Consider the following 22,895-nt stretch of genomic DNA (forward strand, 5'->3'; position numbering starts at 1 on the left):
GTGCGGGGATACCTCGGCGCGGCGGGGCAGCCGGCACGACGGCCGGTGCCGCGATTCTATGCGCCCATCGCCCCCGCCCGTGCAGCGGCCCTGGCCGGATCGCCGGTGCCGTCGCCGGGTTCGGCCCGGTCGAGAACGTCCGCGATCCGGGCCAGCGCCTGCTCGCCGGTCATCGCCCAGTGCGTGGCGTCGATGCCGTGCCGGTGCACGGTGCCGCCGATCGCCTCCGCCCAGCTCGCCGCGCCGCGCGCGCCGGTGGGGTCGTCGACGGTGGCCGCGAAGTACACCAGGTCACCGTCGAACCGGCGTGGCCGGTAGTCGTCGACCAGTTGCATCGAGGCCACCGCGGCGTCGACGATGCGGGTGACTCGGGCCCGGTCCAGTCCGGCCAGCGGCCCGCCGAGCGCGGCGGCGGCGTCGACCAGTCCGTCCACGTCGAAGGGCACGTCCTGGCCCGCTGTGCCGCCGAGCAGGTCGCCGACCGTCGGGGCGGCGGTGCCGGTGGGCGCGTCGCCGAGCCAGCTGTCCATCATGGCCAGCCGGGCCACCGTAGCGCCGTCGGCCTGCAACCGGGTGGCCACCGCGTGCGCGAGCAGCCCGCCCAGCGACCAGCCGAGCAGGTGGTAGGGCCCGTCGGGCTGCACCGACCGGATGGCGGCCACATAACGATCGGCCCAGTCCTCGATGGTCGCGGGCAGCGGTTCGGTGTCGCTGAGCGCGGGTGACTGCAGGCCGTAGACCGGACGCTCGGGGTCGAGGTGGCGGGTGATCCCCGCGAACGACCACGCCACGCCACCGACCGGGTGGATGCAGAACAGGGGTGCGCCGCGGCCGCCGGTGCGCAGCGGCAGCAGCACCGCGAACGCGTCGTCGGCCGAATCCTGCTGTCCGGCCACGCGTGCGGCGATGACCGACGGTGTCGGTTCGGCGAAGAACCAGGCCACCGGCACCGCCACGCCCAGTGTCTCGCTCAGCCGCGCCGACAGCTGGACCGCGGTCAGCGAGTTGCCGCCGAGGCCGAAGAAGTCGTCGTCCATGCCGATCCGGTCCAGGTCGAGGACCCGGGCGAATTCGGCGGCGACACGCTGTTCGGTGGCGGTGACCGGTGCGCGGTAGGCGGCCTGGCGCAGTTCGGGCCGGGGCAGGGCGGCGCGATCGAGCTTGCCGGAGGTGTTGACCGGGAACGCGTCGAGCGCGAGCACCACGGCGGGCACCAGGTAGCCGGGCAGTTCGGCGGCCAGCGCGGCACGCAGGTCACCGGCGTCGCCGTGGCCCTCGCGCAGGACGACGTACCCGACGAGCCGGTCGGCACCCACCCCCGCGACCACGGCCGCCGCGGCCTGGGCGACACCCGGCTGCCGCTGCAGCGCGGCTTCCACCTCACCGAGCTCGAGGCGCTGACCGTTGAGCTTCACCTGCAGATCGGACCGGCCGACGTATTCCAGTGCGGCCGTGCCGTTCCCGTCCGCGCGCAGGCGCACGAGGTCGCCGGTGCGATACATCCGGGCTCCCGGCGCGCCGAACGGATCGGGTACGAACCGTTCGGCGGTGAGTTCGGCCGCGCCGAGGTAGCCGTGCGCGAGCTGCGCACCGCCGACGTACAGCTCGCCGGTCACCCCTGTCGGCACCGGACGCAGGCGCGCGTCCAGCACGTAGAGCCCGGTGTTGCGCACCGGCGCGCCGATCGGCACGGTGACCGTGTCGGCGTCGGTGACCGTGTGCGCGCTCACCTGGACGGCGGTTTCGGTGGGCCCGTACAGGTTCACGACGTCGGCCCCGGTCAGCGCGCGCACCCGCTGGGCCAGCGCCGCGGGCAGTTCCTCACCGCCGGCGAACACCCGCCGCAGCGAACTCTGCCGGACCGCACCGCGTTCCACTTCGGCGGTGTAGGCGGCCAGCAGAGTCGGGGCGAACTGCACGGTGTCGATGCCGTATTCGGCGATCAGCGCGGCCAGGTAGGCCGGGTCGCCGTGTCCGCCGGGGCGGGCGACGACGGTGCAGGCGCCGACGCGCTGGGGCAGCAGCAGTTCCCAGATCGAGGCGTCGAAGGTGACCGGTGTCTTGTGCAGCACGGTGTCACCGGCGGCGAAGCCGAATCGCCCGGCCAGCCAGTCGAGCTGGTTGACGATCGCGCGGTGCGGCACCCCGACGCCCTTGGGCAGGCCGGTGGAACCGGAGGTGAAGATGACGTACGCGGTGTGCTCGGGCAGCAGCGGCTGGGCCCGTTCGGCGTCGACGATCGGGCCGTCCGGGTAGGCGTCGAGGTCCACGGTGTCCAGGTCGACCGTGTCGAGCCCGCCCGGCAGGTCGACCCGGTCCCGGCCGGTGGTGAGCACACAGGCGGGCTGGGCGATCCGCAGGATGCGGGCGATCCGTTCGGCCGGATGATCGGGGTCGACCGGCACATAGGTACCGCCCGCCGCGAGCACCGCGTACACCCCGACCAGCAGGTCCGCCGAGCGGCGCACCGCCACCGCGACGGCGGTGTCCGGGCCGACGCCGTGCGCGAGCAGGTGCCGGGCCAGCCGGTGCACCCTGGCCGCGAATTCGGCGTAGGTGAGCCAGGTGTCGCCGTCGACCACCGCGACGGCGTCCGGGGTGGCGGCGGCCTGCCGGGCGAACCCGTCGGGCAGCACCGCCGCCACGGCCGGGGCCGCGGTGTCGCACCAGGTGCCGAAGAGCGCGCGGTCGGCGTCGGTGCGCAGGTCGACCTCGCCGACCACCCCGTCGGGATTCGCGGTCACCGCGTCCAGGACCCGCACGTACCCCTCGGCGAGGCGGGCGGCGGTGTCCGCGTCGAACAAGTCGGTGGCGTAGGTGAGGCTCACCGCGCAGCCGCCGTCGGCGGTGTCGGTGAGCACCAGGTCCAGGTCGAACTTGGCGACGGCGGCCGGGGCGTCCAGTCCGGTGACGGTGAGCTCGGGCAGCACCACCTCGGCCGGGGCGGCGGCGAGGTTCTGGAAGGCGAGCATCACCTGGAACAGCGGGGTGTGCGCGGTGGAGCGGACCGGGTCGAGCGCGTCGACGAGCCGTTCGAAGGGCACATCGGCGTGTTCGAAGGCGTCCAGGTCGACCCGGCGGGCGCGGTGCAGCAGCGCGCGGAAGGAGTCGGCCGGGTCGACCGCGGTGCGCAGCACCAGGGTGTTGACGAACATGCCAACCAGCGCGTCGAGCGCGCGATCGCCGCGACCGGCGACCGGTGTGCCGACGGCGATGTCGCCGCTGCCGCTGAACCGCGCGAGCAGCACGGCCAGCGCCGCGTGCGCCACCATGAACTCGCTGGCCTCGGCACCGCGGGCCAGCTGCCCGACGCGCTGCCAGAGCCGCGGCGCGATCACGGTGTCCACGCCGGCGCCGCGCTGGGAGGCGACCGCGGGGCGGGGCCGGTCGGTGGGCAGGTCGAGCAGGCCGGGCAGCCCGGCCAGTTCGTCGCGCCAGAACCGGATCTGGCGGGCGGCGAGCGAGTCGGTGTCGTCCTCGCTGCCCAGCACCGCGCGCTGCCACAGCGTGTAGTCGGCGTACTGCACCGGCAGCGGCGCCCAGCCGGGTTCGGCACCCGCGCGACGGGCGAGGTAGGCGGCGGTCATGTCGCGCAGCAGCGGTCCGGCGGAGAAGCCGTCGGCGCTGATGTGGTGCACGACCACCACCAGCACCACTTCGTCGGGCGCGCAGCGCAGCACCCGCACCCGCACCGGCGGCGCGGCGGTGACATCGAAGCCGCGGCCGATCTCGGCGGCCACGATGGCGGGCACCGCGATCCGGTCCACCGCTTCCACCACCGGCGCGGGCACGAATTCCCACACCGCCTGGTGGCCGATGCCGTCGATCGCCGGGTAGGCGGTGCGCAGCACCTCGTGCCGGTCGAGCACATCGGTGACCGCGGCGGCCAGCGCCGGGGCGTCGATGTCGCCGGTGAGCCGCACCGCGATCGGGATGTTGTAGGCGGCCGAGTCCGGGTCGAGCCGGTTGAGCAGCCACATCCGCTGCTGGGCGGCCGACAGCGGAATCCGGTGTGGCCGTTCACCCGCGACCAGGGCGAGTCCGGCGCCGGTGCCCGCCTGTCCGGCCAGTGCGGCGGCCAGCCCGGCGACGGTGGTCGCCTCGAACAGCACGCGCACGGGTACCCGCGTGGACAGGGCCGCGCCGAGGCGGGCGGCGACCCGGGTGGCGACGAGGGAGTTGCCGCCGAGCTCGAAGAAGTCGTCGTCGAGGCCGATCCCGGTGCGCCCCAGCACTTCCCCGAAGACCTCGGCGACCACCCGCTGCACCGGGGTCACCGGCGCACGGAACGGTCGTGCCACGAACTCCGGCGTCGGCAGGGCCTTGCGGTCGAGCTTGCCGGAGGTGTTGAGCGGGAACGCCTCGAGCACCACGATCACCGACGGCACCATGTACGACGGCAGCACCGCCGCGACCTCGGTGCGCAGCCGCACCGGGTCGAGCACCGCGCCGGGCACCGGCACCGCGTATCCGACGAGCCGGTCACCGGTCTCGCTCGGGGAGACGACCGCCGCGGCCTGGCTGACTTCGGGCAGCGCACCCAGCGCCGCCTCGATCTCACCGAGCTCGATGCGCTGACCACGGAATTTCACCTGGAAGTCGATGCGCGCCAGGTAGATCAGCACACCGTCGCGGTTCCAGCGCACCAGGTCACCGGTGCGATACATCCGCTGCCCCGGCGCGCCGAACGGGTCGGCGACGAACCGGTCCGCCGAGAGGTCGGCACGTCCGAGATACCCGCGGGCCAGCTGCTCTCCCGCGAGGTACAGCTCCCCCGCGACGCCGGGTGCGACGGGCCGCAGCCGGTCGTCGAGGACGTACACGCGGGTGTTCCAGGCGGGCACGCCGATCGGCACCGTCGCCCCGGTCGCCCCGGCGGCGGGCCACGCGGTGACCGACACCGCGGCCTCGGTGGGACCGTACAGATTGTGCACGGGCGCCGAGGTTTTGGCGCCGACGGCGGCCACGATCTCCGGGGTGAGCGCCTCGCCGATGGCGAGCAGCAGCCGCAGGCTGGTCAACTGTCCGGCCTCGGCCTGGGCGGCGAACATCGCCAGCATGGACGGCACGAAGTCTGCGACGGTGACGCCTCGCGCCGCGACGAGCTCGGCCAGGTATTGCGGGTCACGATGCCCGTCCGGCGTGGCCAGCACGAGGGTCGCGCCCGCCGCGAGCGGGGCGAAGTACCCCCACACCGACAGGTCGAACCCGGCCGCCGACTTCTGCAGGTACACATCGCCGTCACCGAGCCGGTACTGCTCGATCAACCACGCGATCTGATTGCGAATCCCCGCGTGGCTCATCGCCACACCCTTGGGCCTGCCGGTCGAACCGGACGTGAACAGCACATAGGCGAGGTGGGAATCCCGTAGCGGCACACGGAGTTCGGCGTCGGTCACCGGATGCGCGGCGTGACGCGCGGTGTCGAGGTCGTCGAGGGTGAGGAGCCTCGACGCGAGCGACCCGGGCACGGTGAACTCGTCGCGACGGGTGGTGAGGACGAGATGCGGGCGGGCGGTGTCGAGTACCTGGGCGATGCGGTCGGACGGGTGGTCGGGATCGATCGGCACGTAGGCACCGCCCGCGGTGAGCACGGCGTACATGGCCACCACCAGGTCGACGGACCGGCGCATGGCCAGCGCGACCAGCACGTCCGGGCCCACACCCTCGGCGATCAAGTGGCGGGCCAGCCGGTTCACCCTGGCGTCGAACGCGGCGTAGGTCAGCGTCGTGTCCTCGAAGACGAGGGCGGTCGCTTCGGGCCGGGCCTGCGCCTGGGCGCGGTACGGGGTGAGCAGGGTCGCCGTGCGGTCGATCTCGTGGGTGGTGGCATTCCACTCGGCGAGGACGCGGGTCCGTTCGGCGGGCTCGAGCACGTCGACGGTGTCCAGCGGCGCGTGCGGATCGGCGGCCACGGCGGTGAGCAGCCGTTCCAGACGCGTGGCGACGGCCGCGGCGGTGGCGGTGTCGAAGACGTCGTTGGCGTAGGTGAGCACACCGGTGACGCCCGCGGCCTCGCCGTCGGCGGTGTAGTCGTCGCTGACGATGAGGTGCAGGTCGAACTGGGACAGCTCGGTGTCGGTGTCGATGCCCGACACCGTGATACCGGGCAGGGCCAGTTCGGCGCGCTCGAAGTTCTGGAAGGAGAACCCGACCTGGAACAGCGGGTGCCGCGCGGTCGAGCGGGCCGGGTCGAGGACCTCGACGAGACGCTCGAACGGCACGTCGGCGTGGGCGTAGACCGCGAGGTCGGTGGCCCGCTGCCGGATCAGCAACTGCTGGAACGACTCTCCCGCCGTCAGCCGGGTGCGGAAGACCAGCGTATTGACGAACATGCCGATCAGATCCTCGAGCGCGGCCTCCCCGCGCCCCGCGACCGGGGTGCCGACGGTGATGTCGGCACTGCCGGAGAGCCTGCCGAGCAGGGCGGCGAAGGCGGTGTGCACCACCATGAACAGCGTGGCGCCCGCGTCCTTGGCCAGTGCGCTCAGCCGGGCGTGGGTGGCGGCGTCGAGGGTCACCGGCACGGTGCCACCGGCGAGGCTGCGTACCGCCGGGCGCGGCCGGTCCAGGGGCAGCGCGAGTTCCTCGGGCAGGTCGGCGAGTTCGGTGCGCCAGAAGTCGAGCTGACGGGCGGCGACGGAACCCGGATCGGATTCCTCGCCGAGCACCGCGCGCTGCCACAGCGCGTAGTCGGCGTACTGCACGGGCAGCGGTGTCCACTGTGGCGCGGTGCCGTCGCGACGCGCCAGGTAGGCGGTCATGAGGTCGCGGACCAGCGGCGGCATCGAGGACCCGTCGGCGCTGATGTGGTGCACGACCAGCGCCAGCACGGCCTCGTCGGCGGTGATCCGGTACAGCACCACCTGCCACGGCACTGCGGCGGTGACGTCGAAGGTGGTGGCGGCGAGCTCGGTCACGGCCGCGACGATCTCGTCGGCGGGAAGGTCGCGAATCCGCAGTGCGACACCGGCCTCGGCGGCGGTGACGATCCGCTGCACCGGCCCGTCGGGGGTTTCCGGGTAGTACGTGCGCAAGACCTCGTGCCGCGCGACCAGATCGGTGATCGCGTCCGCGAGCGCGTCCGGGTCGAGGGCGCCGCGCAGCCGCACAGCGACGGGCACGTTGTAGCCGGCCGAGTCGGGATCGAACCGGTTGAGGAACCACATGCGCTGCTGGGCGGGCGAGAGCGGAATCGCGGCGGGCCGCTCCCCCGCCACCAGCGCCACCCGCGCGGTCCCGTTCTCGGTGTCGAGGGCGGCGGCCAGCTCGGCCACCACCGGGGTCTCGAAGATCCGCGCCACCGGCACCTGCCGCTCCAGCGCCGCGCCGAGCCGTGAGGCGACCCGGGTGGCGACGAGCGAGTTGCCACCCAGATCGAAGAAGTCGTCGTCGGCGCCGACCGTCTCGACCCCGAGCACCTCGGCGACCACTCCGGCCACGAGCAGTTCAGTGGGCGTCGACGGCGCCCGGAACTCCCGGACCACCAGCTCCGGCGCGGGCAACGCCCGGCGATCCAGCTTGCCGGACGCGTTCACCGGGAACTCGTCGAGCACCACGAAGACACCCGGCACCATGTAGGCCGGAAGTGCGTGCCGCAGAGCGGCTTTCACCTCGTCGAGGTCGAGCAGGGCTCGGCGGGTGCCCGCGGGGAGCAGATAGGCGACGAGGTGGTCGCCGATGCCGTCGTCGCGGACGGTGACGACCGCGCGATCCACACCCTCGACCCCGGTGAGGACGGCTTCGATCTCGCCGAGCTCGATCCGCAGGCCGCGCAGCTTCACCTGGAAGTCGGTGCGGCCCAGGTATTCCAGTTCACCGGTGCGGGTGCGTACCACGAGGTCGCCGGTGCGGTACATCCGAGAACCGGGCTGCCCGTAGGGGTCGGCGACGAAGCGGTCGGCGGACAGGTCCGGGCGGGCGAGGTAGCCGCGCGCCAGCTGGACACCGGCCAGGTACAGCTCCCCCGGGACACCCACGGGCACCGGCCGCAGCCGCCCGTCGAGGACGTGCAGGGCCGTATTGGCGACCGGCGCGCCGATCGGGACGGTGACCGTGTCGGCGTCGGTGACCTCGTGGAAGGTGACGTCGACCGCGGCCTCGGTGGGCCCGTACAGATTGTGCACGGCCACCCCGGGCAGCAGCGTCCGCAGCCGCTGCGCGTCGGCGGCGGGCAGTGCCTCACCGGAGGCGAACACCTGCCGCAGCGACACACACTCGGCGGCACGGGGTTCGGCGAGGAAGGCGGCCAGCATCGAGGGCACGAAATGCGCGACGTCTACGCCGGTGCGGGTGACGACCTCGGCCAGGTAGGCGGGGTCGCGGTGCCCGTCGGGGCGGGCGATCACCAGGGTGGCACCGATCTGCAAGGGCCAGAACAGTTCCCACACCGACACGTCGAAGGTGATGGGCGTCTTCTGCAACACGGTGCTCGCGGCGTCGAGCCGGTAGGTGTCCTGCATCCAGACCAGGCGGTTGACGATGGCGGTGTGCGCGACCGCGACACCCTTGGGCTTGCCGGTGGAGCCGGAGGTGAACAGCACATAGGCCAGGTCGGCGCCGCGCAGCGGCCGCAGCCGCTCGGCGTCGGTGACGGGCGCGCTGTCGAAACTGCTCAGGTCCAGATCGGCCGGATCGACCGTGCGGGTTCCGGTGTCGGGGAAGCCCGCCGCGGCCAGGACACAGACCGGTGCCGCGGTGTCGAGCACATCGGCGATGCGGTCGGCCGGATGGTCGGGGTCCAGCGGCAGGTAGGCGGCGCCCGCGGCCTGCACCGCGTACAGGGCCACCAGCAGGTCGATCCCGCGCCGCAGACCGACACCGACGACGGCGCCCGGCCCGACCTGCTCGGCGATGAGCCACCGGGCCAGACGGGCCACGCGTGCGGCGAACTCGCCGTAGGTGATCCGTGTGCCCTCGAAGTCGAGCGCCACCGCGTCGGGGCTGCGCCGGGCCTGCTCGGTGAACAGCGAGACCAGGGTGGCGTCGGTGTCGAGCGGCGCGGCCGTGTCGTTCCAGGCCGCCAGCTGCGCGGTCTCACCGGCATCGAGCAGATCGATGGCGCCGACCGGGACGGTGTCGTCGGCGACGACGGCGCTGAGCACCCGCACGAAGCGCGCGCCGAAGGCGGCGACGGTGTCGGCGTCGAACAGATCGGTGGCGTAGCGCAGCCAGCCCCGCATGCCGGGTTCGCCTGCCGCATCGGTGATCTCGTTGACGGCCAGCGACAGATCGAACTGCGTCGTCGCGGCGGGCAGGGCGAATTCGGCGATGCGCAGACCGGGCAGCTCGATGGCGGTGTCCTCGCGATGCTCGAAGGCGAGCATCACCTGCACGAGCGGCGAATAGGCCGTCGACCGCACCGGATTCAGTTCGTCGACGAGCCGTTCGAACGGCAGCTCGGCGTGGGCGAACGCCCGCAGATCGGCTGCCCGCACCGTGGCGAGCAGCTCGCCGAATCCGGCGCCCGCGTCGACCTCGGTCCGAAGCACCAGGGTATTGACGAACATGCCGACCAGATCGTCTAGCGCGGCATCGGCGCGACCGGCCACCGGCGTGCCGATGGCGATATCGGCGCCCGCGCCCTGCCTGGCGAGCAGCACCGCGAACGCCGCGTGCACCACCATGAACGTCGACACCCCGTGCCTGCGGGCCAGCGCCTCGATCCCGGCGACCACCTCGCCGGGCACGTCGAATCCGACCGACCCGCCTGCCCCGGACCGCACCACCGGCCGCGGCCGATCGGTCGCCAGCTCCAGCACCGGCGCGAGCCCGGCCAGTTCGTCCCGCCAGTGCGCCACCTGCCGCGCCAGCCGCGACTCCGGATCGTCCGGATCGCCGAGTACCTCGCGCTGCCACAGCGTGAAGTCCGGGTACTGCACCGGCAGCGGCGCCCACTGCGGCACCGCCCCCGCCACCCGCGCCGCATAGGCGGTGATCAGATCACGCGCCAACGGCGTCGTCGACACCCCGTCCGCGGCGATGTGATGCACCGCGAGCACGAGCACATGCTCGACCTCGGTCGGACCCCCCTCCGTCACCACCGGGCTCGATGTGGCGCGACGGAACAGGGCGGCGCGCAATGGGGGCTCGGTGGTGAGGTCGTAGCCGGTGCCGACGACGGCGCGTACAGCGTCCGGCAGGTCGGCCTCGGGGAGTTCGCGTACCTCCGCGTCCGGCCGGACACGCTCGGCCGGGAGGACGACCTGGGTCGGGCCGTCGGCGTCCTCCGGGAAGATCGTGCGCAGCGATTCGTGCCGTTCGATCACATCGCCGAGCGCGGCCCACAGCGCGTCGGTGTCCAGCTCGCCGGTCAGGCGCAGGGCGATGGGCAGGGTGTAGACGGCCGAGTCGGGGTCGATGCGGTTGAGCAGCCACAGGCGGGTCTGGGCCAGCGACAACGGGATACGGGCCGGGCGCGGTGCGGCCACGACCAAGGCGGGGAGCTGGTCACGGTGGACCCCGGCCCGCTCGGCCAGGCCCGCCACGGTGGGCGCGTCGAAGACATCGCGCACGTCCAGCGCACTGCCCAGCGCCGCGTTGGCGCGCGCGACCAGGCGCATGGCCAGCAGCGAGTTGCCGCCGACGGCGAAGAATTCGTCGTCGGCACCGACGCGGTCCACCCCGAGCAGTTCGGCGATCACCCCGGCGAGGGTGGTCTGCGCGCCCGGTCGCGGCGCCACATAGGCGGCGGTGACGGACAGGTCCGGGGCGGGCAGGGCGGAGCGGTCCAGCTTGCCCGCGGAGTTCAGCGGCACGGTGTCGAGCACGACCAGATGCGCGGGCACCATGTAGGCGGGCACCCGGCTCGCGACGTGTCCGCGCACCACGGCGGGCTCCACTTCACCGGCGACGTAGGCGACCAGACACTGGCGCCCGGCGTCGTCGACGGCGGGCAGCACGGTCGCGTGGGTGACGCCCGGTGCGTCGCCGAGGGCGGTCTCGATCTCGCCGAGCTCGATCCGCAAGCCCCGGATCTTCACCTGGAAGTCGTTGCGGCCCAGATAGACCAGGGCCCCCGAGCGGTCACGGCGCACCAGGTCACCGGTCCGGTACATGCGGGTGCCGTCGGGACCGTACGGGTCGGCGACGAACCGGTCCGCCGTCAGATCCGGCTTGCCCAGATAGCCGCGCGCGAGCTGGGCGCCCGCCAGATACAGCTCCCCCGCGACCCCGGCGGCCACCGGATGCAGCCGCTCGTCGAGGACGTAGGCGCGCACATTCCAGCTGGGCCTGCCGATGGGCAGTTCGGTCTGCTCGACCGGCGCGGTGATCTGCTGGAAGGTGCTGGTGATGGTCACCTCGGTCGGACCGTAGGTGTTGTGCAGTTCGCCGGGGATCGCGGCGAGCAAGGCGGCCGCCAGCGGCGCGGGCAGTTCCTCACCGCCCGCGTGCAGCATCCGCAGCCCGCCCAGCGCGTCGCCGAGACCTTCGGCGAGCAGGGCGGCCAGCACCGAGGGCACGAATTCCGCGATGGTGACGCGCTGTTCGCGCAGCACCCGTGCCTGGTAAGCCAGGTCGAGGTGACCGCCGGGGCGCAGCAGCACCAGTGGCGCGCCGAGCAGGGCGGGGGCGAGCAGTTCCCAGATCGAGACGTCGAAGGTCAGTGGGGCGCGCTGGAGGAACCGGTCGGCGGCGGTCATCGTGTATTCGCCGCGCAGCCAGCACAATTCGTTGACCAGGGCGCGATGCGACACCATGACCCCCTTGGGGGTGCCGGTCGAGCCGGAGGTGAACAGCACGTACGCCGGATGCTCCGGGTGCAGCGGGGCGAGCCGCTCGGCATCGCTGACCGGCGTGCCGGGCACGGGCCGCTGGGCCGGGTCCTCGAGCTGGGCGACGGTGAGCACCGGGAACCCGGAGCGCGAGGCAGCCGCGAAATGCACCGAGGCGGTGGCGGATCGGATACTCGAGTCGACGTGGTCGAGGTCGGCGGCCGCGGCGGCGACCACCAGCCGGGGCGCGGCGGTCTCGAGCACGTGCCCGATGCGGTCGGCGGGCTGGGTGGGATCGATCGGCACGTAGACACCACCGGCAGCGAGCACGCCGTGCAGCACCACGAGCAGGTCGATACCGCGCGGAACCGCCACGGCCACCGGGGTTTCCGGGCCGACACCGCATTCGATCAGCCTGCGCGCGAACCGGTTGGCCCGGGCCGCGAGGGCGCCGTAACCGATCTCGGCGCCTTCGAACACCGCCGCCACCGCGTGCGGGTCGCGGGCGGCCGCGGCGTCGAGCAGGTGCGCGGCCAGCGGGGCGCGCACACCGAGTTCGGCGAGGGCGCGGTCGAGGGGTTCCACGTCACCGTGCGGGCCCGCGAGCAGTGCGGCGTGACCGGCGGCGTCGTGCAGGGCGAGGTCACCGACCGGTGTCCCCGGATCGGCGATGGCCGCGCGCAGGACGCGCTCGAGCATGGCGACCAGGTCGGCGACGGTGTCCGCGTCGAACAGGTCGGTGGCGTAGCGCAGTTCGAGGTCGAGTCCCTCGGCGGTGCCGTCGGCGGCGAACCGGTCGACGAAGGTGAAGTCCAGGTCCACCTCGATCGGCGCGTCCGGCAGAGTCAGCCCCGACAGGGTGAGGCCGGGCAGTTCGAAGGCGGTGCGGCGCTGGTTCTGCAGCGCCAGCGACACCTGGTAGAGCGGTGAATAGCCCTGCGAGCGCGCCGGATTGAGCGCGTCGACGAGGCTTTCGAAAGGCACGTCGGCATTGTCGAAGGCGTCGAGGTCACCGGCGCGGACCTCGTCGAGCAGGTCGCTGAAGCGGGCACCGGAGCGCACCTCGGCGCGCAGCACCAGCGTGTTGACGAACATGCCGACGATGTCGTCGAGTTCGCGATGACCACGTCCCGCCACCGGGGTGCCGACGACGATGTCGGCACCCGCGGAGAGCCGGGCCAGCAGCACCGCGAGCCCGGCGTGCAGCACCATGAACGGGGTGGCGCGGTGGGCGCGGGCCAGGTCCTCGATGCCGCGGTGCAGGTCGGCGTCCAGAGTGATGGTGAGGGTGGCGCCCCGGTTGGAGGCGATGAGCGGCCTGCGACGGTCGGCGGGCAGGGTCAGCACGTCGGGCAATCCGGCGAGGCGGTCGGTCCAGTAGCCGAGCTGGCGGGCCAGCGGCGCGTCCGGATCGTCGGCACTGCCCAGGCCCTCCACCTGCCACAGCGCGTAGTCGGCGTAGTGGACGGCCGGCGCGGGCAGCTGCGGGGTGAGGCCCGCGGTGCGGGCGGCGTAGGCGGTGACCAGGTCGCGGGTCAGCGGGCCCATCGACCAGCCGTCGGCGGCGATGTGGTGCACCACCAGCACCAGCACGTGCTCGGCCGGGGCGACCCGCAGCAGGACGGCGCGCACCGGCACCTCGGTGGTGATGTCGAACCCACCGGCCAGCGCGGTCACGATGGCCGCGGGCACGGCGGCCGCGTCGACCTCGGTGACGGCCAGTTCGGGCACGAACGGCGCGCCGACGAGTTGCGTGGCCTGCCCGTCGAATTCGGGGTAGGTGGTGCGCAGGGTCTCGTGCCGGGCGATCAGGTCGCCGAGGGCGCCGCGCAGCGCGGCGGCGTCGAGTTCGCCGCTGAGCCGCAGGGCGACCGGGATGTGGTACGCCGCCGAGTCCGGATCGAAGCGGTGCAGGAACCACATGCGCTGCTGGGCGGGCGAGAGCGGAATACGCTGCGGCCGTTGCCCGGCCACCGGCCCCCGCCTGCTGCCGGTCCCGCGCAGCGCGTCCAGCCGCACCGCGAGCCCACCGACACTGCTCGCCTCGAACAGCTCACGCACCGGAACCCGGGCGTCGAGGGCGGCGCCGAGCCGCGCGGCCACCTGGGTGGCCAGCAGCGAGTTGCCACCGAGGGCGAAGAAGTCGTCGTCGGCCCCGACCCGCTCGAGGTCGAGGACCCCGGCGAAGGTGGCGGCCACGATCCGCTCGGTCGCGGTAGCGGGCTCGCGGAAGTCCAGGGTGCGGAACTCGGGAGCGGGCAGAGCACGGCGATCCAGCTTGCCGGAGCTGTTCACGGGCAGCTCGTCGAGGAAGACGTAGGCACCGGGCACCATGTACGAGGGCAGCACCGCGGCGACAGCGGCATCCAGGACGGCCGGGGTCGCCGCGTGCCTGGTGACGGCGTCATCCAGCGTGGCGGGAGTCGCCGCGTCCGTGGCGACGCCGGCATCCAGCACGGCCGCGGTCGCCGCGTGCCTGGTGACGGCGTCATCCAGCGTGGCAGAAGTCGCCGCGTCCGGGGCGACGCCACCATCCACCGTGGCGGGAGTCGCCGCGCCCGGGGTGTCGACGGCAGTATCCAGCGCAGCGGGTTCGGTGGACCGGACGACGTAGGCGACCAGTTGGTCGGGGCGCCCTTCGTCCGAGCGGACCATGACCGCGACCCGGTGCACGCCCGGCACCGCGCCGAGGGCGGCTTCGATCTCGGCCGGTTCGATGCGCAGGCCGCGCAGTTTCACCTGGAAGTCGGTGCGGCCCAGGTAGTGCAGGGCCGGGCCGTCGGGGCCGGTGCGCCAGGTGACGAGGTCACCGGTGCGGTAGAGGCGTGCGCCGGTGCCGAACGGGTCGGCGACGAAGCGTTCGGCGGTCAGGTCGGCGCGGCCGTGATAGCCGTCGGCGAGCTGGGTGCCCGCCACATACAGTTCGCCGGGCACCCCCACCGGAACCGGACGCAGCCGCGAATCCAGCACGTACACCCGGGTTCCGGCGACCGGGGTACCGATCGGCACCGCCGCGCCCCGGTCGTCGCCGACGCGGTGGGTGGTGACCTGGATGGTGGTCTCGGTGGGGCCGTAGAGATTGACCACCTCCGCGCCTGTGCTCGTCCGCACGCGATGCGCCAGCTCGGCGGTCAGCGCCTCACCACCGGCGAACACCAGTCGCAGCGAATCGGCCTGGGCAGCAGCCGGTTCCGTGAGCACGGCGGCCAGCACCGAGGGCACGTACTGCACCACGCTCACGCCGTGACGCACCGTCGCGTCCGCCAGATAGGCGGGGTCGCGGTGCCCGTCGGCGGTGGCCAGCACCAGGCGGGCGCCGACCTGCACCGGCCACAGCAGTTCCCACACCGAGGCGTCGAAGGTGAACGGCGTCTTCTGCAACACCACGTCGTCGGCACCGAGCGGGTATTCGCGCTGCAACCACCGCAGCTGGTTCACCACCGCCCTGTGCGGCACCGCGACACCCTTCGGGCGGCCGGTGGAGCCGGAGGTGAACAGCACATAGGCGAGATGTCCGGGGTGCAGCGGCAGCGTCCGGTCGGCATCGGTGACCGGCTCCCCGGACAGCTCCGACAGATCCAGGGTGTCGACGGCGACGACCGAATCCGCTGTCGCCACACCGCTTCCGGTGACGGTCAGCACGCAGATCGGCGCGGTCCGCGCGAGCACGTACTCGGACCGCTCGACCGGATGATCCGGATCGACGGGCACATACGCGGCACCGGCGGCCAGCACCGCGTGCACCGCCACCAACTGCTCGATCCCCCGTCGCATCGCCACGGCGACCAGCGCACCCGGCCCCGCGCCACGCTCGATCAGGTACCGCGCCAGCCTCGCGACCCGTACCCCGAATTCCGCATACGACAGCACCGCGGCCTCGGCGTCGGGCACCGCGGCGGCAGCGTCGGTCAGCCGCGCGAGGGCGCCGGCGGAGGCAGTGGGGTGGTCGACGACCACCGCGATCGCGTCGGGGGTGGCGCGGACCTGGTCGGCGAACAGGTCGGCCAGGGTGCCTGCCTCCTCGAGGGCCGCGGTGGTGTTCCAGGTGGTCAGCACGGTGGTGCGTTCGGCCGGGTCGAGCAGGTCGATATCGCCGATCGGGCGGGTGGGATCGGCGAGGACAGCGGCGAGCAGGCGGTGCAGGCGCGCCGCGAAGCCGGCCACGGTGGCCGCGTCGAACAAGTCGGTGGCGTACACGAACGCGCCGGACAGCCCCGCGGGGGCGCCGTTGTCGTCACGATGCTCGGTGAGCGACAGTTCGATGTCGAACTTGGCGATACCGGTGGACAGGTCCACCTCGCCGAGAGTCAGCCCGGGCAGGGCGAGCGCGCGGGGAGTGTCCTGGTCGAGCGAGAGCATCACCTGGAACAGCGGGTTGCGCGCGGTGGAGCGGACCGGGTCCAGGACCTCGACGAGCCGTTCGAAGGGGATGTCGGCGTGGCCGAAGGCGGCCAGATCGGTGTCGCGGACCTGGGCGACCAGCTCGGTGAACGGCGTGGCCGGGGCGACCTCGGTGCGCAGCACGAGGGTGTTGACGAACATGCCGACGAGGTCGTCGAGGGCCCGCTCACCGCGTCCGGAGACCGGGGTGCCGATGGCGATGTCGGTGGTGGCCGAGAGCCGGGCCAGCAGCGCGGCGAACACGGCATGGGCGGCCATGAACACCGTGATCCCGTGCGCGCGCGCGAATTCCGCGAGCGCGCGATGGGTCTCGGCATCGATGGCGATGTCGTGGGTGGCGCCGCGTCGCGAGGCGACGGCGGGCCGGGTGCGGTCGGTCGGCAGCTCGAGCTGCTCGGGCATACCGGCGAGGGTGTCGCGCCAGTACGAGAGCTGCGCGGCGGCAAGGGATTCCGGGTCGTTCGCGGCACCGAGCACCGCGTGCTGCCAGATCGCGTAGTCGACGTACTGCACCGCCAGCGGCGCCCACTGCGGCGCCGCACCGGCGGCGCGCGCCCCGTAGGCGGTGAGCACGTCGCGGATCAGCGGCCCGAACGAGAAGCCGTCGGCCGCGATGTGATGCAGCACGATGACCAGCACGTACTCCGGTTCGTCGGTGACGACGCGGATCAGCGCGGCGCGGATCGGCGCGTCGACGGTGAGGTCGAAACCGGTCGCGGCGAAGGCGCGGACCGCGTCGGCCACGTCCGCGGCGGGCACGAGCCGCGGGAGGACCTCGGGCACCAGGCCGGTGGCGGACAGGATCTCGGCGACGGCCTGCCCGTCGCGCTCCGGGTAGCGGGTGCGCAGCACCTCGTGGCGCTCCAGGACGTCGGCGATCGCCTGCTGCAAGGCCGCGACATCGAGTGTTCCGGTGAGCCGCACGGCCATCGGGATGTTGTCGGTGGCCGAGCCGGGATCGAAGCGGTTGAGGAACCACATGCGCTGCTGAGCGGGCGAGAGCGGCAGCGGATCGGGCCGGGCCCCGGCGACCAGCGCGGGCCCGGAACCGGTGCCGCGCAGCGCGTCGGCGGCCGCGGCGAGGGTGCGCACGGCGCTGGTGTCGAAGAGCTGACGCACCGGGACGCGGATGTCGAGATCGGTGCCGATGCGGGCCATCAGGCGGGTGGCGAGCAGCGAGTTGCCGCCCAGGTCGAAGAAGTCGTCGTCGCGGCCGACCCGGTCCAGGCCGAGGACCTCGGCGAACGCGGCGGCGACCACCTGCTCGGCGGGCGTCTGCGGTGCCCGGTAGACGGCGGCCTCGAACACCGGCGCGGGCAGCGCGGCCCGGTCGAGCTTGCCGACGGGGGTGAGCGGCACCGCGTCCAGCGCCATGATCGTGGCGGGCACCATGTGCGCGGGCAGGTGCTCGGCGGCGTGCGCGAGCAGACCGGCGGCATCGACGCTCGCCCCGGCGACGGGCACCACATACGACACCAGCAGGGTCGCGCCCGCCTCGGTGCGGTGACCGACGGTCGCGGCGAAGTCCACCGAGGCGTGCCGGGCGAGCACGGCGTCGATCTCGCCGAGCTCGATCCGGAAGCCGCGCACCTTCACCTGGAAGTCGTTGCGCCCCAGGTATTCCAGGTCGTAGGCGTCGTCGCGGTGTACCCAGCGCACGGTGTCGCCGGTGCGGTACATCCGCTCACCGGGAGCACCGTAGGGGTTGGTGACGAACCGGCCCGCGGTCAGCGCGGGCCTGCGATGGTAGCCGCGCGCCAGTTGCGGTCCGGCGATGTAGAGCTCGCCGACCACGCCGGCGGGCACCGGCCGCAGTCGCTCGTCGAGCACCAGTTCGGTCGTACCCTCCACCGGCGCCCCGAGGGTGATCGGGGTGTCCGCGCCGAGCGGTTCGCTGATATTGGTGACGATGGTGGTCTCGGTCGGCCCGTAGCCGTTGCGGAACACCAGGCCCGGGATGGCACCGGTCCAGCGAGCCACCAGCTCCGGCGGGCACGCCTCGCCACCGACGACGACCACGCGGAGGTCGTCGAGCCCGTCCGGGTTCACCGTCGCCAGCGCCGACGGCGTGATCACCACATGGGTCACCCGTTCGGCCCGCAGCAACGCACCCAGCTCCGCCCCGCCGAACACCCCGACGGGCGCGATCACCATGGTCGCGCCCTCGGTGACGGTCAGCAGCAGCTCCGCCACGGAGATGTCGAACGAGGGCGAGGCCACGTGCAGCACCCGCGCGTCCGCCGCGGCCACATAGCGCCCCGCCTGCACCGGCAGATACGCCGCGACAGCGGCGTGCGGAATCACCACGCCCTTGGGCAGACCGGTGGTGCCGGAGGTGTAGATGACATAGGCGGGATCGCGTGGATCGAGCGCCCGGCGTGCCGGGACACTCGGCACGTCGGCGTGGGCCTCACCATCGAGCGCGGGCACCTCATCGGCGGGCGAGACCCGGCCGGTCGCCACATCGGAACTCGGCCCGTCGTCGATCACCGCGGCCGCCGAACCGTCGTCACTCGTCGGCGCGCCCGGCACCGTAGCGGTGCTCGGCGCGTCGCCCAGCAGCAGCCAGGGCACGGTGGCGGGCAGGTCCGGGTGGATGTCGGCGATCGTGATGCCCGCTGCCGCACCGGAATCGGCGAGCATGTGGGTGATGCGGTCGGCCGGATAGGTGGGGTCGACGGGCAGGAAGCCCGCGCCGGACTTGACGACGGCCCAGACGGCGGTGATCGAGTCGGCCGAGCGCGGGATGCTGACGGCGACGAGATCGCCGGGGCCGATTCCCGCGGCGGTCAGGCGGGCGGCGAGGGCGGTGGAGGTGGTGTCGAGCTCGCCGTAGGTGAGGGTGCGGGCGCCGTCGCGCAGCGCGATCGCGGTGGGGTCGGCGGCGGCGCGGGCGAGGATCTCCGGCAGCAGCGGGGCGGGGGCCGCCGGGCCGCCGGAGCGGGTGGTGAGTTCGGTGGGTTCGGTGTCGATCAGCAGCGGCAGGTCGGCGACCGGGGTGTGTGGTGCGCGGGCGACGGCGGCGAGCAGGCCGGTGAAGCGGCGGGTCATCCGGGCGACGGTCGCCTCGTCGAAAAGGTCGGTGGCGTAGGAGAACTCGCCGGTCAGACCGGCGGCGGATTCGCGCAGGGTCACCGAGAGGTCGAACTTCTCGATGTCGTAGGGCAGGTCGACGGCGGCGGCGCGCAGGCCGGGCAACTCGAAGGAGGTGGGCGGCAGGTTCTGTAGCGACAGTGCCACCTGGAACAGGGGGTGGCGTCCGGCCGAACGCGGGGGTGCGAGCACCTCGACCAGGCGCTCGAACGGCAGGGTGGTGTGCGCGAAGGCCGCCAGGTCGTCGGCGCGCACGCGGCCGAGCAGTGCGGTGAACGACTCCTCCGACCGGATCTGGGCGCGCAGCACGGCGGTATTGACGAACATGCCCACCACGTCGTCGAGTTCGGCGGCACCACGGCCCGCGACCGGGCTGCCGATCGCCACATCGGAGTTGCCCGACAGGCGCGCGACGAGTACCGACAGCGCCGCGTGCAGCACCATGAACAGGGTCGCGCCCTGGTCGGCGGCGATCGTGTTCAACGCCGCCACCAGGTCGGCGTCGAGTTGGAAGCCGACGCGGGCGCCGTGCATCGACGCCGTGGCGGGTCGGGGGCGATCCGAGGGCAGGCCCACCTCGTCCGGGAGCCCGGCCAGCGCGGTCCGCCAGAAGGCGATCTCGCGGCCCGCCTGCGCGGTCTCGTCGTCCTCGGCGCCGAGAACCGCCCGCTGCCACAGTGTGTAATCGGCGTACTGCACCGCCAGTGGCGTCCACTCGGGTGCGGCACCGGCCGTCCGCGCCGAGTACGCGACCATGGTGTCGCGCACCAGCGGCCCGGCCGACCAGCCGTCGGCCGCGATGTGGTGCACCACCAGCACCAGCACGTGCTCCCCGTCGACCTCGAACAACCGCGCCCGCACCGGCGGCGCCACGGTCACATCGAAACCGGCCAGAATGACAGCGGCCAGCGCCTCCGGAAGTTCGTGCGCCGCAATACCGATCGGCGCGAGCAGCCCCGAATCCCCACCCACACCGACAACCGCCAGACCTGTCCCCTCGGCCCCCACCCCGCCGCCAGCAGCGCCAGCAGCGCCAGCAGCGCCAGCAGCGCCAGCAGCGCCAGCAGCGAGCATGGTCGAACCTGCCTCGGCGACGAGCAATTCGAGGGCCTCGGCGGGAGTCAGCACATCCTGGGTGCCGACGCCGTCGACCTCCGGGTACACCGTGCGCAGCACCTCGTGCCGGGCGATCAGATCGCCGACGGCCGCGCGCAGGGCGGGCAGGTCCAGGGTGCCGGAGAGGCGGACCGCGATGGGGATGTTGTAGGCGCCGGTGGCCGGGTCGAACCGGTTCAGGAACCACATGCGCTGCTGGGCGGGCGAGAGCGGCAGCACCTCGGGGCGCGGGCCCGCGACCAGGGCGGGGCGCGCGTCGGCGACGCCGCCGTCGATCAGGGCGGCCAGCACCGCGACGGTCGGATTGTCGAAGAAGTCGCGCACATCCACGCGCACACCGGAATTCGCCTGCAACCGGGCGATGGCGCGGGTGGCGACGAGCGAGTTGCCGCCGAGGCGGAAGAAATCGTCGTCCAGGCCGACGGTCTCCACGTCGAGCAGGTCGGCGAACAAGGCGGCCACGGCCTGCTCGGTCGGGGTGCGCGGGGCCCGGTATTCGGCGGCCGCCACGCGGAAGTCGGGTTCCGGCAGGGCCTTGCGGTCGAGCTTGCCGCTGGCATTGATCGGCATGGCCGCCAGCTGCACCAGCAGCGCGGGCACCATGTACTCCGGCATCGACGCCTTGGCGTGCGCGGCCAGTTCGGCCTCGTCCAGCGGTTCGCCGTCGACGCTGACCACATAGCCGACCAGCGCCTCCCCGGCCGCGTGCCGGTGCAGCACCACCGCGGCATTGCCGACGCGCGGATGCGCGGCCAGCACCGCCTCGATCTCGCCCAGCTCGATCCGCAGCCCGCGCAGTTTCACCTGGAAGTCGGTACGCCCGAGGTATTCGAGCTCGACCCCACCGGGCAGCTGCCGGACGAGGTCACCGGTGCGGTACATGCGCTCGCCGGGCACGCCGTACGGGTTGGCCACGAACCGGTCGGCGGTGAGTCCCGGGCGGGCCACATAACCACGCGCGAGCTGGATACCGGACAGATACAGCTCGCCCACCACCCCGGCGGGCACCTGGTCGAGGTTCTCGTCGAGCACCAGCAGCCCGGTGTCGTCGGCCGGGCCACCGATCGGCACCGACACCTCGTCGGCCGCGGTGACCTCGTGCGCGGTCACGTCGACGGCCGCCTCGGTCGGGCCGTAGAGGTTGTGCAGTGTGGCACCGGAGAGCTTGCGCAGCCGCGCGGCGGTGGCGGCGGGCAGCGCCTCACCCGAGGCGAAGACCAACCGCAGCGACGACAGGTCCACCGCGTCACCGGACTCGGCCAGCTCACCCGCGAACGCCGCCAGCATGGACGGCACGAAGTGCGTGATGCTCACCCGCTCGGCGGCGATCAGCTCGGCCAGGTAGGCCGGGTCACCGTGACGGCCGGGTTCGGCGACCACCAGCCGGGCACCGATCTGCAAGGGCCAGAACAGTTCCCACACCGACACGTCGAAGGTGTAGGGCGTCTTCTGCAGGACGACATCGGCCTCGGTCATGCCGTAGCAGCGCTGCCGCCAGTCGAGGTTGGCCACGATGGCGCCGTGGGTCACCGCCACACCCTTGGGCCTGCCGGTGGACCCGGAGGTGAAGATGACGTAGGCGGTATTGCCCGCCCGCGCTCCCCCGCTCACCTCGGCGGCCGGTGCGGTCCAGTCGATGTCGTCGGTCCGCAGCACCGGCGCGCCGGCGAGGTCCGGCTCGTCGCAGGCCCGCGTCACCACCACGACCGGGCGGGCCACCTCCAGCACGTAGTGCAGACGCTCGACCGGGTGATCCGGGTCCAGCGGCACATAGGCGCCGCCCGCGCGCACGATGGCGTGCACGGCGACGATCAGGTCGACACCGCGCCGCATGGACAGGCCGACCAGCGCCTCGGGCCCCACCCCGAGCGCCACCAGCCGGGCGGCCAGCGCCCGCACCCTGGAGTCGAACTCGGCGTAGGTCAGGGTCTCGGTGCCGAACTGCACCGCGACCCGCTCCGGGGTGCGGGCCAGCTGGGCGGTGAACCGGTCGACCAGGGTCGGCGCGGCGGTGTGCGTGGATTCGATGCCGAGAGCGGCCATCGTGTCGGCGGCCAGCGCGTCCAGCAGCTGCCCGAAGGTGCCCTCGGCCGCGTCGACCACGCCGGGGAACAGCTCGGCGAGCACCACCTGCACCAGCGTCTCGGGATCGAGGGCGCCGCCGGTGAGCTCGGCCATCAGTGTGAGCCGGGCGTCGAGATCGGCGTAGGACACCGTGGTGCCGTCGAACCCGACCGCGATCCGCGCCGGCTCCATCGCCGCGACCGTCGCCACCAGCGCTGCCAGCTGCTCGATTTCCGCGCGCGCCGGAGTGGGGTTGGTCATCGCACACTGCCTTCCATCTACCGGCCGCAGGTGACATCGCGCGACCGCACAAACTCTCGGAACTCCCGGGTCCTTCCGGGTGACGGGACGGGCAGTGGGCGGCCAACCTCGGGCACCCTGCCCGAAATCCGCCCGCGCGAACCGGGATTCAGTGCGATCGGCTATGACACGATCACCACACTCCGGCGCGCTGCCATGCAACCGGGCACCGGCCAGTCCGTCTCCGCCGTGCCCACGATCCAGGGG

Annotated in this window: 1 protein-coding gene; it reads right to left on the bottom strand. The window is 73.1% G+C overall.

All coding sequences use genetic code 11. The annotated features are described in order from the left end of the window. Positions 1-56: 56 nt before the first annotated feature. Entirely contained in the window at positions 57-22,649 is a 22,593-nt protein-coding gene (locus ACWEMY_RS17255; RefSeq protein ID WP_452390818.1) for a non-ribosomal peptide synthase/polyketide synthase, read from the bottom strand. Positions 22,650-22,895 lie beyond the last annotated feature (246 nt).

Source organism: Nocardia sp. NPDC004415 (genome assembly GCF_053602435.1).